Annotated in this window: 10 protein-coding genes; all 10 read right to left on the bottom strand. The window is 39.8% G+C overall.

The genetic code is table 11. The features are described 5' to 3' along the window. Positions 1-56 precede the first annotated feature (56 nt). Entirely contained in the window at positions 57-1,550 is a 1,494-nt protein-coding gene (locus tag ACGLXV_RS03295; protein WP_391557473.1) for a glycoside hydrolase family 32 protein, read from the bottom strand. 92 nt (positions 1,551-1,642) lie between these two features. Next, entirely contained in the window at positions 1,643-3,250 is a 1,608-nt protein-coding gene (locus ACGLXV_RS03300; RefSeq protein WP_483880580.1) for an ABC transporter substrate-binding protein, read from the bottom strand. A gap of 58 nt (positions 3,251-3,308) precedes the next feature. Beyond that, a complete protein-coding gene (locus tag ACGLXV_RS03305; protein WP_391557475.1) occupies positions 3,309-4,223 on the bottom strand; it encodes a carbohydrate ABC transporter permease in 915 nt (304 codons plus the stop codon). 13 nt (positions 4,224-4,236) lie between these two features. Beyond that, complete coding sequence (locus tag ACGLXV_RS03310; RefSeq protein WP_119707708.1) at positions 4,237-5,193, bottom strand: ABC transporter permease; 957 nt, start codon at positions 5,191-5,193, stop codon at positions 4,237-4,239. A gap of 213 nt (positions 5,194-5,406) precedes the next feature. Then, complete coding sequence (locus ACGLXV_RS03315; protein ID WP_391557476.1) at positions 5,407-6,381, bottom strand: LacI family DNA-binding transcriptional regulator; 975 nt, start codon at positions 6,379-6,381, stop codon at positions 5,407-5,409. Between the two features lie 146 nt (positions 6,382-6,527). Beyond that, positions 6,528-8,387: a sigma-54-dependent Fis family transcriptional regulator gene (locus ACGLXV_RS03320; RefSeq protein ID WP_391557477.1), complete on the bottom strand. Its 1,860-nt coding sequence runs from the start codon at positions 8,385-8,387 to the stop codon at positions 6,528-6,530. 167 nt (positions 8,388-8,554) lie between these two features. Next, positions 8,555-9,613 (bottom strand): 2,3-butanediol dehydrogenase, encoded by a 1,059-nt coding sequence (locus tag ACGLXV_RS03325; protein ID WP_391557478.1) that lies wholly within the window; start codon positions 9,611-9,613, stop codon positions 8,555-8,557. Positions 9,614-9,631: 18 nt separating this feature from the next. Then, a complete protein-coding gene (gene lpdA, locus ACGLXV_RS03330; protein ID WP_391557479.1) occupies positions 9,632-11,011 on the bottom strand; it encodes a dihydrolipoyl dehydrogenase in 1,380 nt (459 codons plus the stop codon). A gap of 15 nt (positions 11,012-11,026) precedes the next feature. Continuing rightward, positions 11,027-12,253 carry a dihydrolipoamide acetyltransferase family protein gene (locus ACGLXV_RS03335; protein WP_391557480.1) on the bottom strand — a complete coding sequence of 409 codons (1,227 nt, stop codon included), beginning with the start codon at positions 12,251-12,253 and terminating at the stop codon, positions 11,027-11,029. A gap of 26 nt (positions 12,254-12,279) precedes the next feature. Further along, positions 12,280-13,308: an alpha-ketoacid dehydrogenase subunit beta gene (locus ACGLXV_RS03340; protein ID WP_391557481.1), complete on the bottom strand. Its 1,029-nt coding sequence runs from the start codon at positions 13,306-13,308 to the stop codon at positions 12,280-12,282. Positions 13,309-13,311 lie beyond the last annotated feature (3 nt).

The raw sequence follows: 13,311 nt of genomic DNA on the forward strand, positions 1-13,311 counted from the left end.
GGAGTGAAGCAATGACCCATATTATAAGCATTGCTTTAATCCCCCGATTCCTTAAACTATCGCCAAGTAGATTTTAATGAATAAAATTCTAGCGAATGTAAAGTTACGTCTCCCTCTTTTACATACAGTTCCATCGCCTTATTTTCTTCGCTTGGAAAAATTAAATCTGTAATCACTACTCGTCCTTGATTCCCAAACACCTCTACTGATGACTGATCTACAAAGATGTGTAACGTAATTTTGTTGTTTTCAGGTACAAGCTTGCTTTCATGTTTACCAGCGAAAGCTTGATGGAAAATGCCCTCCCCTGAATGGTTTCGACTTACAAAGACACTTTGATTTTCCACTTCATATCCAATAATCGTTTCTTCATTCTCCCCCTTACAAACTTTAAAACCAAATTCTGTTTCAGATGTAATTTCAAACTCAGCAAGTATTTCGAATGTATTGCTTTTCATATTATTTAATAGATTCGTTCCTGGCTTAATAACCTTGTTTTGAATAGATACATGGTTAGTACGTAATCTTTGCACTTCTTGAATTGGTTTCTGAACAAGTCGATTTCCTTCTTCTGTTGACTGTAATTCTACTACTCTAGGAAGTGTCATCGCACTACGCCATTCCTTAGTTGGAGTAACATTGGCATAACGCCAATTGCTCATCCAGCCAATATAAATCCTTCTACCGTCCTCATAAGGAACATCAGACCAGCTTACACCAGCGTAGTTATCACGGCCATGGTCAATCCACAAGACCGTTTCTGGAGAGTTGTCATTCAAGAAGGTCCTTCCATCAAAATCACCTGTAAAATATTGTGTTCGAGAACCTTCTTGTAAGTTGGGATTATCGCCAATACTAACGAATAACACCCATTTTTTCTGATTCGGATCCTTATCAACAGGCAATTCAAAAAGGTCAGGACACTCCCAAACTCCCTGGTGAGAGCCCTCAGATTCTCCAAATTCACTAGCAAACTCCCAAGATATTAAATTTATAGAAGTATACATTCGAATCGTTTGTCCGGATGCAACAACCATAACCCAACGATTCGTTTCACGATGCCAGAACACCTTCGGATCACGGAAATCGGTAATATGTTCTTCCTGAAGTACAGGATTGCCTGCATACTTGATCCACGTTCGACCATGATCCTTACTATAGGCAATACTCTGTCTTTGTCTCGCACGATTGGTTTCTGGATATGTGTCCGCGTGAGTGAATATCGCTACTAACCCTGATTTCCCCTCAAATAAACCGCTAGAGTCGTTCCAATCAACGACTGCACTACCCGAAAAAATCATCCCATGCTCATCTGGAGCCAAACCAATCGGAAGATGTTCCCAGTATACGAGATCTTTACTTACTGCATGCCCCCAATGCATTGGCCCCCATGTCGTTCCGTGTGGATGGTATTGATAAAACAAATGATACTCTCCTTCATAAAACACCATACCATTTGGATCGTTCATCCAATTCTTCTCGGGTGAGAAGTGATATTGTGGACGATATTTCTCTGTATAATACTGTTGCTTTTCTAAGACGTTATTCATAGTATCGGCCTGCCTCTCATTCGAAATCTTTCAGCATATTTTTTTGGTATGAATTGAAAAGCCAGACGAAAACGCTGTCTGGCTTTATAGGGTTATTGCTTGTTATAACGATCTAGACCCTTCTGGTACACTTCCATTAATTGATCAAGTCCCATATCTTTTAATTGCTTTACATAGTCATCCCATTCTTCCTCAATGCCACCATCAATTAACCATTGAGCCTCTTTTTGTTTTACAAATGTTTTAATTTCTGGCTCAATGGTGTTAATAACTTCAAGCTCCTCTGGACTAAAGAAGATAGAAGGATAATTTTCTGACACCATATGTGGTTTATAATACTCATCAAGAATTTCTAATCTTTCCTTCGCTCTTTCTTCCATATCTACCACACTACCGAAGTGTTCTTTTAAGACAACAAACGGACCACCTGGTGCCACTTTTTGACGCAGCTCACCCATCGCTATTCCCTCAGGAAGCTCTTTATTGACTAACATTCCATTTGCATCTTCTTCATATATCTCTCCAATCGGCCCCCAGTTGATTTGTGCAGACATTTTCGGCTCATACAATTCATCTACCCAACGCATGGTCACTTCAGGGTTTTGATTTGCAGAGGTAATCACGAAGGCATCTCTGCCATACTCCGAATAGTTGGAACGACCGATGACAATATTGCCGTCTTTTCCTTTTAACGGTGGTAAAACCACATAATCATCTACTCGATCCGTTCCTACAACTTCTGTATTCTCCCACCAAATGAATGATCCTAGAGTTGGATCCTCAGTTTTTCCTTTTGCAAATAATTGCTCCGTCTTTTGAGTAACAACCTCAGGATCGATTAATCCTTCTTTTACCCACCCGTTATAGTAGCTGATCGCTTCTTTAAATTCGGGCTGAACTGCGGCATAAATTACCTTTCCATTTCTTACGACACGGTGATCTGCTTCAAAAGGTGAATCAGGGAGACCAAATAATCCAATTAAATCTCCTTCATTCCCACACCAGCCGTTATACCAAAAGGTCAACCCAATTTCATCTTGCTTTCCATTTCCATTTGGATCTTTTTCTTTAAATGCTTTTAACACATCATGGTATTCTTCAAGAGTAGTAGGCATTTCAAGGCCTAGCTTATCTAGCCATACTTTATTAATAAACATAATATTAGGCATTCCAATTAAATCCATTTCTTCTGCACGAGGCAATGAATAAATATGACCATCAGGTGCAGTAACGACTTTTTTCAAATCCGGTCTTTGTTCAAATAGCTTCTTTAGATTAGGTGCATATTTGTCTATTAAATCCTCTAATGGTATAATAGTACCGTTCTGACCATACTGTACAAGGTCATGATCACTAAATCCTGACGCATAGAACGCATCTGGCAGGTCGCCACTTGCCAGCATTAAATTTTTCTTTTCTTGATATCCATCGCCAGGGATATTATTCCATTTGATTTTGACGTTCGTTGCTTCTTGAAGTCGGTCGAAAATGACCATTTCCGAATAGTCAGGTGCCAATGCTGCCTTTGGTGAAACGATGTTTAACGTTACTTGTTTGTCGACAATCGGTAAACCTGTTTTATTAAAGGCAACCTTTTCTGTATTATTTGAACTAGCAGAATCATTGTTTGTACATCCGGTCAACGCAAGTGTAGCTGTTAAACCGACTACCAAAATTGTTGACGCTTTGCTTCTCTTCATTCTTTTTCTCATTGATTTAAGCATTTCTTTTCCCCCTCATTTTTGATTATTTTTTGTATTAACCTTTAATTCCGCCAATCATTACACCCTTTACAAAATACTTTTGAACAAAAGGATAGACGATTAATAACGGAACAGAAGCAACAATTATGACACCATACTTGATTAACTCAGAAACTCTTTGCTTTGCAGCTAATGACTCTAGGTCGCTTATCATCATGGTGGACGCCTCATTTTGAATTAATATATTTCGTAAAATGAGCTGCAGCGGATATAAGTTTTCATTATTCAAGTAGATGAGTGCATCAAAGTAAGAGTTCCAGTGTCCTACCGCATAGAATAACACCATGACCGCCACAATCGGTTTGGACAATGGCAAAACGATCTTCCAGAAAAACTTCGCATCGGAGCATCCATCCATTTTGGCAGCCTCTAAAAGCTCATTAGGTATGGAGCTCTCAAAGTATGTTTTTGCCACAATCACATTCCACACAGCTACTGCCTTAGGTAAAATGAGTGCCCACATGGTATTCAATAGGCCTAAATTTTTAACAACTAAATAAGTTGGAATTAATCCACCCGAGAAAAACATCGTCATTAGGAACAAGAACATGATGACATTTCTTCCATATAAATCCTTTCTTGATAAGGCGTAAGCAGCCATTAATGTAAATGATACATTTACGATCGTACCAACAACTGTATAGATGAGAGAGTTTTTATATCCCAACCAGATCTTACTATCTCTGAAAATTCGTTCGTATCCTTCAAAAGTGATTTCCTTTGGCAGCAACCATACCTTACCTTCGTAAATCATATTAGGGTCACTAAAGGAAGCAATAACGATAAAGTACAAAGGATAAATAACCAATATCACAATGAGCGCAACTAGAAACACGTTGATTGCATCAAACACTCGATCTTCCTTCGATCTTCTAGTAACCTTCTTATTCTTTAATGTTAGTAAACTCATTAGTGGCACCCCCCTACCATAATCCTGTTCCTGATAATCTCTTTGCGAATTTGTTTACAGCCACTAGTAAAATCAAGTTAATCACTGCATTAAACAATCCAACCGCAGCAGCGAAGCTATATTGAGCTTGCTGTAAACCCATTTTGTATACATAGGTAGGAATGATTTCTGCCGACGGCTGATTCATCGGTGTCTGCAATAAGTAAGCCTTTTCAAAACCAATGTTCATAATGCTTCCAACTGACAAGATTAATAAAATAACTGCAGTTGGCATGATAGCTGGTATATCGACATGAAAGATTCGCTGCCACTTATTTGCACCATCCATAATCGCTGCTTCATGTAACTCAGGACTAACCCCTGCTAGAGCTGCTAGATAGATGATGGCAGCCCAGCCTGTCTCCTGCCATACTCCAGATGCAATATATAATGGTTTAAACCATTCAGGTTTTGCCATGAATGAGATAGGATCTCCACCAAACATTAGGATCATATTATTGATCAATCCGTTATTGGAAAAGAACACATAAATCATACCGGCTAAAACAACAACGGAAATAAAGTGCGGTGCATAAACGACTGTTTGAACAAACCGTTTCGATTTCTCACTTCTCATTTGGTTTAGCATAAGAGCGAGGAAAATCGGAAGAGGAAAACCAACGACTAGTTGCGTAACACTAAGTCCGAGAGTATTTTTAATCAACGACCAAAATTGGTAGGAATCAAAAAACCTCTCAAAATGTTTAAATCCAACCCAAGGACTTCCCATAATCCCTTTTGTAGCAACAAAATCTTTAAATGCAATCAACACTCCATACATAGGTACATAATGAAAAACAATAAAATAGATTAATGCGGGTAAAAGAAATAAATAAAGCTGATAATTTGAAAAGATCTTTTTAAGCTTCAATCCTTTTTTAGCTGTGGTAGTTGAGTTGATTACTGGATCTGCCTTTCTAGCTATTTCCATGCTCTTCCCTCACTTACATGTGTATTTTTTGAGATAAATCTTCCCGTTGAAACGTTTCCAATCTATTTTAAAATTTTTTATGCATCACATAATTCATTTTGAAACGTTTCAATTTGTTGTTAAAGTAATCGCCAACCCCTTCAGCTTCATAGGGAGTTGAGCGGTACTATTACTCTACCTTTTTGAAACGTTTCATTCTAAAAGCTAAAAAAATTACGTTGTTTCTCCTTCTCTATACATAACCGGAATTCGATAAATATCTTGGTCTAGCGTTTCTCCTTCAATCTTTCTTAACAGGAGCTCCACAGACATCCTTGCCATTTCTTCGACTGGTTGCCGTATCGTTGATAAAAATGGACGAAAAAGCTTATTATCTTGAATGCCGTCATAACCGATCACTTTTACATCCTCAGGAGTAAGAATCCCCTTTTGTTTTGCTTTATCAATATACTTAGCTGCAAGCAGATCGGTATTTGCAAAAATACCATTTACATCTTGGTGTTCTTTTTTGCTAAAGAAATCATCAAAGAAGGTATCGTCTTTATACACACCATCGTGTTCTTCGTAAGTCACGTATTCAATTCCTTGTGCCTCCGCTTCGTCCAGGAATCCTTTCTTGCGAAGCAAAACCTCACTATATACAGAACTAGTAATCCCAAGATAGGCAACCTTCGTTGCTCCCGCCTTTACAAGCTCCTTTACTGCCATTCGACCACCGGTATAGTTATCTGAAGTGACACATGTAATCTTTTTCCCGAAATGTCGGTCCAAGCTGATAATAGGAATATCCGTACTTACACTATCTTCAATCTCATTGTAAGTGATCCCGATAATGCCTGCTACTTTGTTTTGATTAAGCATATCAAGATAGTAGATTTCTTTATCTGGTCTCCCCCCACTATTACAAAGCATTAACTTATATCCATCTTTGTCAAGTGCATCTTCAATGTAATAAGCGAACTCTGAAAAAAACGGATGCCATATACTTGGAAGCAATAACGCCACCATCGTTGATTTTTGCATCTTAAAATTTCGCGCTACTTCATTTGGTATGTAATTTAATTTTTTAATAGCTGCATTCACTTTTTCCCTTGTTTCAGGCTTTACAGTGGGATTCTTATTTATGACACGTGAAACAGTGCCAACCCCAACTCCTGCTAAGTCTGCAACATCTTTTATACTTGGCACTAATAATACCCCCAAAACAATTAAAGCGTTTTCATAAATTTATCATAACACCACAATTGAAACGTTTCAACGGTTTTTTTAAAAGAATTTTCAAAAAAATAAAAAGAGGACACCTCCACTAAAAAATGGTATCCTCTCCAAACTAGTCACAAACTAAACCTCTGCAATCTCTTATAAAATGTACTTCTTGGGATATCAAGCAATTTTGCTGCTGCTGTGACATTGCCCTTTGTTTTTTTCAATGCATCAAGCATGAGATCTCGTTGAATTTTTTCACGTGGTTTTAACTGGTTTTCGGTAGATTTTATTTCATCCTTAGGCCCACTTGGCAATTGCTTAGTAGGCAGAATCTCCTTGTACAGAGCTTGAATCGATCCATGCCATTCTGGAAGCATAATATGCAACCTCTCCAGAATATTGGTTAGTTCTCTTATATTTCCTGGCCAATCATACTCTATTAATTTATCTATCACACTCTCCGAATGACCGATGCTCCAGTCGTTTTTTTGACAAATATAACTTACAAGATGAGGGATATCCTCTTTTCTATCTCGTAAAGCAGGTGCTTCAATTGGAAACACATGCAATCGATAATAAAGGTCTTCTCTGAATTCCCCATTCCTTACTAGCTCTGACAAATCACGGTGGGTCGCAGTAATGACACGTACATCTAGAGGTACTTCCTTCATGCTTCCAATCGGAGTTACCTTTCTCTCCTGGAGCACTCGTAATAGTGCAACTTGCATCGTTTGTGGAATCTCTCCAATTTCATCTAAGAAAAGGGTCCCTTTATTTGCCTGTTCAAACTTCCCTTTATACCCCTGTCGTCTCGCACCAGTAAAAGCCCCTTCTGCATAACCGAATAACTCGCTTTCCATCAAATCTTTTGGTATGGCCCCACAATTCAAGGAAATAAACGGTCCATTTTCACGAAGACTATTGTCATGAATAGCTCTAGCAATCAGTTCTTTTCCTGTCCCTGTTTCTCCTGTAATAAAAACAGAGGTATCAGATGGAGCAACGATTTTTATCTTTTGTAGCGTGTTTTGAAAAACACGACTGACTCCTGTTTCCCCTTTAAATAGAAACGTATTTTCTGAATGAGGAAAAAATAGTCGGTTCTGTTCTTTAACGATTTCTGATAAAAAGAAACATCTTCCATTTCTACTGTAGTCCTCCTTTAATAAAGAAGGCATTTCCAAATCAATCTTATACTTGTTATGTAGTAACTCATGAAGGTTCATACCAATTACTTGGGGAAATCTTTCTCGGATGGGTTTACTTGCAGATAGAATTAGGTTGTTATGATTACAGACTATGAAGAGGTGATTTTTATGTGTTTCTGCTAGAATCAGTGCTTGTTGGATAAGGGCTACTTCTTGTTTATAAGACCTACTAGTGATTTCTTTTTCAATCGCATAAGAAATAGATGTTACCATTCCAATCATAAAAGGATGGGAAGACTCGACTGGGCAAGAAACATCAATCACTCCTAACAATCTCCCATCTTCTTTAACTATTGGAGTGGCCGAACAGCTCCACTGATGAGAAGCAACCGAATAATGCTCTGGCCCATGAATGATTACTGGTTCTTTTGTTTGTAACGCTGTCCCAATTGCGTTAGTACCTACCTCCGTCTCCGTCCACCGCACACCTTCAACAAAATTTATTTTTTTCGCATTCGTTAACGTTCTTTCATTTCCAGACAAGGAAAGGACATATCCATCAGGGTCAACCAATAAGGCCATCATGCCCGATTCTTTTATCGGTTGATCCATTTTCTTTAAAAAAGGGGTAGCCAATTCGATAAGAAGAGCATGTTCCTCCTTTTTTGCACCTAATTCCTCATGGGTGAGTACATAGTGTGCTTTATTTAGATAAGGATTCACCTTTTCTGTCTTACACCTGTACCACGACTCTAGGATTCTTTTATTTAATCGAGCTGAATCGAGCACACCTTCCTTTACAAAACGCTTCCAAGTATCAAAATAAAAGGTAGTATCCATGCAACCTCCTCTATCCATGATAAATTTTTCCACGTTTTTACCTGTGTAGGAATATATCTCCAACTATCATTATAGTAAAGGGTGTATACGCTTTCAATGAGTAATCAGTCATATATAGAAAATTTAAAAAATAAAGCCTTTGCGTTTATTACGCAAAGGCTTAGAAATTATTGTGAAGGGTCTACTAAAATCTTAATCTGGTTCTTACTCCTTGTTAATGCATCAAATCCTTCATCGACTATTTGATTAAGGGAGATTTTTTTCGTAATTAGTCTTTCAGCTTGAATTTGGCTGTTCGCAATCAATTGAATAACTTGAGGGAAAATATTACGATATGCAATAATACTTGTCATCTTTCTCTCAGTTAAAATAAAGTTATTCACTGGAATAGTAGCTGGTTTTTCCCAAATGCTAATGTTTACTACATTCCCTTCGGCTTTCGTCGCTTGGATAGCTGTGTTAATTGTTGCATCAATTCCAGCCACCTCAAAGGCAACATCCACCCCTAAGCCATTGGTATAGCTTTTTATTTCATCCACTGCATCCACTTCCATTGGATTGATGGCCATATGGGCCCCTACTCGTAACGCTATTTCACGACGTTCAGGAGAAACCTCAACCGCAATAATCTGACTTGCTCCTGCTGCTTTCGCTGCTTGAATAACTAATAAACCGATTGGTCCTGTACCGATAACTGCGACAGAGTCCCCTATTCTCATTTCACTTTGTCGAACCGCATGTACAGCTACAGCTGTCGGCTCGACAAGTGCAGCCTGTTCCCATGACATATGGTCTGGAATTTTATGAACCATTTTATCTGGGACGACACTATATTCCGAAAAACCTCCAAGCCCACCAGAAAGACCTATGAACCCGAGCTGTTCACATACGTTATAATGTCCCTTTAGACATGAAGCGCACGTTCCACAGTTATAAATCGGTTCAATACATACACGGTCCCCTATCTTGAATCTGCTTACTTCATTACCTACTTCAACTACTTCACCAGCATACTCATGTCCCATCACAATCGGAGCTTGATCCTCTGATAGGGGGTGCGGCTCTTCAACGGGTATAAAAATTGGCCCAGCTAGGTATTCGTGTAAATCCGACCCACAAATTCCACAATACTCTACTTTTATTTTCACCTGATCTTTTTTAACAACAGGTTCAGGAATACTTTCCACACGTATATCTTTTCTGTTATACCAGAGAGCAGCTCTCATTCACATTCCTCCTATATTTTATACATGTACAGCATGACCTATGGCACTTAGCAAAGCTTCATGGATAGTCTCTGATAGTGTTGGATGAGCAGCTATGAAGTTCTCAAGAGAATCTGTTGTGAGTTCTGCATGCAGCATAACCGTCGCTTGGCCAATAAGTTCAGTGGCATGAACTCCAACAATGGACACTCCAATGACTTCACCGAAATCTGGTTCAACTAACACTTTTACTTTTCCTTGCTGCTTCCCCGTAATTAATGCTTTTCCGTTTGCTGCAAAAGGAAACTCTCCAATCCGGATATCCCCGTATTGATCTCTCGCTTGCTTTTCTGTTAACCCAACACTAGCGATTTCTGGTGATGTGTAAATACAGCGAGGGACGGCCCGATAATTTACTTGAGCTTCCTCCCCGCTTGCTTGTAAGGCTGCCACTGTTCCTTCGTGAAAAGCGATATGTGCCAACTGCACCCCGCCAATGACGTCACCACAAGCATAGATGTTCGGAATATTGGTTTCCATACGCTCATTTACAAAAATCCCTTGATGGGAAAACTCTAGCCCGATATTTTCTAAGCCAAGGTTTTGCACTCTTGGCTTTCGACCGATCGATACAAGTACAAGATCCGCCGAAAGCTTTTGGATCCCTTCGTCATTTTCAAAAAGAACCATCTTTTTGTCCTTTTGTAAGTCCTTTACAGCTGTTGATGTGTGGATTATGACCCCATCGTCTTCGAGCTTTTTATGTAAGACGGCAGCCACATCTTCATCCTCTCCTGGCAATAGCTGACAAGACATCTCGATTATGGTAACATTTGTCCCAAATCTACTATACACACTAGCAAACTCACAGCCTATCACTCCTCCACCAATAATCACCATTGAAGCAGGAATTTCTTGAAGCGACATGGCGTGACTGCTGTGTAGAATCCACTCATCATCAAAAGGAGCAAAAGGCAACGCAACAGGTTCCGATCCTGTTGCAATGATTATTTTGTCAGCAGAAACTTGTTGCTCTGTCCCCTCACCTTTTACCCGAACTGTATTGCTTGTTATAAATGAAGCTTTTCCATTAATAACTTTCACCTTGTTTTTTCTCATTAAATACTGAATTCCATGTACAAGTGTGGAAACTACTTGATTTTTCCGATGCTGGATCCTCTGCCAATCAATCTCAATTCCGTCAGCGAAAAGTTGTATACCAAATTCACCAGCGTGCTGGACTTGACTATACACATCCGCGCTTTCCAGGAGGGATTTCGTCGGCATACACCCTTCATTTAAACAAGTTCCTCCTAATGGACCTTGGTCAATAAGAGATACCTGATGTCCCTGCTGAGCTGCTGTAATAGCAGCCACATAGCCAGCAGGTCCACCTCCAATAATCATGATCGTCGTCAATGAACTCCCTTCCTTCTAAAAGAGCATCGTAATTGGGTCTTCTAAAAACTTTTTCACGGTTTGTAAAAATGCAGCAGCAGGAGCCCCATCAAGAACTCGGTGATCAAACGTCAAACTGAGGGGTAAAATACTTCTTCTCTCAATGTTTTCACCAACAAATACTGGGGTATCATAGACAGCACCTACCCCGAGAATTCCAGCTTCAGGTGGATTTAACACAGGGGTGAAATGATCCACACCATATGCGCCTAGGTTACTTATCGTAAACGTGGAACCCTGCATCTCTTCATGACTAAGCTGGCCTTTTCTAGCTTTTGTTGCGAGTGTTTTAATGTTTTTTGATAAATCAATAAGCGTTAATTTGTCTGCTTCTTTAATCACAGGTACTACTAATCCTCTTTCAAGCGCAACGGCCATACCAATATGAACCTGTTTGTATACATGAATTTTGTCATCTATATAAGCGCTATTCATTTGCAAATGTTGCTGAAGTGAAAGCACAACTGCTCTAGCAATAAAATCCGTTATAGTTAGCTTATTGTCATAACGATTTTGAACCAGTTCTGCTGTTTCCTTCTGTAAGGTAATTACCTTCGTTACATCCACTTTCATGTTTATCGTAAGTTGGGCTGATTTTTGGAGGCTATCGTACATTCTTTCTGCAATGACCTTTCGAATTCCGGTAACAGGGATTTGTTGAGTCTCTGCTACAGTTTTTACTGAAGTAGGTTCAGGCTCTTTAACCTGTTCTACTTTTGTCGTACGAGCTTGCTTCAAAACTTCTTGTACATCTTCCTTCGTAATTCTTCCACCTGGCCCGGTTCCTTGAATATTTTCAATATCTAATCCTCCAGCCTCAGCCATTTTTCTAGCAACAGGGGAAATTTTTATACGATCGCGAGCTGCTCTCGTCTGGTGTTTAGGCTCGGTTTGTTCCAACTGCATAGAAGCAACTTTTTTCCCTTCTGTTTCTTGAATTTTCGTGACCGTGGCTATTTCTTCTCCAGGAATTCCGATATAACAAATGACTGTACCGGGCGGAACACCTTCGCCTTCCGGAACCGCAATTTGCAATACGGTTCCTTCTGCTGGAGACTCAACATCAATTTCAATTTTTTCGGAGCTTACACTGGCAATCGGTTCACCTTTTCCGACCGCATCACCAACTGTTTTGTTCCATACGGAAACAGTCCCTTCTTTCATAGCCATTCCCAGTTTGGGCATTACGACTTCTACCGCCATGATTTTCTCTCCTTCCAGCTCTCTATCTATATTTCAATTGGTGTACCTAACAATTCAGACACCACTTTAACCACACGTTCTGGCTTCGGTAAATAAATGTCCTCTAATGGAGGCGAGAATGGTACTGGAGTATGTGGTGCAGTGATCCGCTTAATTGGTGCATCAAGGGTGTCAAACCCTTTATCTGCGACAAGCGCTGCGATGTCTGTTGCAATACTACATCTTGGATTTGCTTCATCAATAACGATCAGTCGATTCGTTTTTGCTACCGACGAAAGAATCGTTTCTTCGTCTAATGGTGAAAGACATCGAGGGTCTACGACTTCCACTTCAATTCCACTTGCTGCAAGTGTGGCTGCAGCCTCTAATGCGGTATGCACCTGCTTCCCGATTGCAACGATCGTCACGTCAGAACCTTCGCGTTTGATATCTGCTTTTCCTAATGGAATCGTATAATATCCTTCTGGAACATCACCTGTCATGTTATAAAGTGTTTTATCCTCAAAAAAGATGACTGGGTCATTATCTTCAATGGAAGCAAGCAATAATCCCTTGGCTTCATATGGGGTAGATGGAACAACCACCTTCACGCCTGGAATCGCAGTAAACAGCGCATACAAACTTTGAGAATGCTGGGCTGCAGCTCTAAAACCAGCTCCATGCATCGTCCGAATCGTCACAGGCACCTGTGCTTTCCCACCAAACATATAACGGAACTTTGCTCCCTGATTTAATACTTCATCTAAACAGCTTCCGATAAAGTCATTAAACATGAGCTCCGCAATTGGTCTGAGTCCTGTGGATGCTGCTGCCATGGCTGCCCCCATATAACCAGCTTCTGAAATTGGAGTATCTAAAATACGGTCACGACCAAATTCCTGTACTAGCCCTTTTGTTACTCCTAGTACACCGCCCCATGCATCTTCATCCTGGAGATGGTCAACTTGTGCTCCTCCAGCAACATCCTCCCCCATTAAAATGACATTTTCATCTTTTCGCATGGCTAGTTTCATAGCCTCATTGATTGCAGCTGACATACTCAATTTTCTTGTCATGAT

This window comes from Robertmurraya sp. (assembly GCF_036676585.1).
GTDB lineage: Bacteria > Bacillota > Bacilli > Bacillales > Cytobacillaceae > Robertmurraya_A.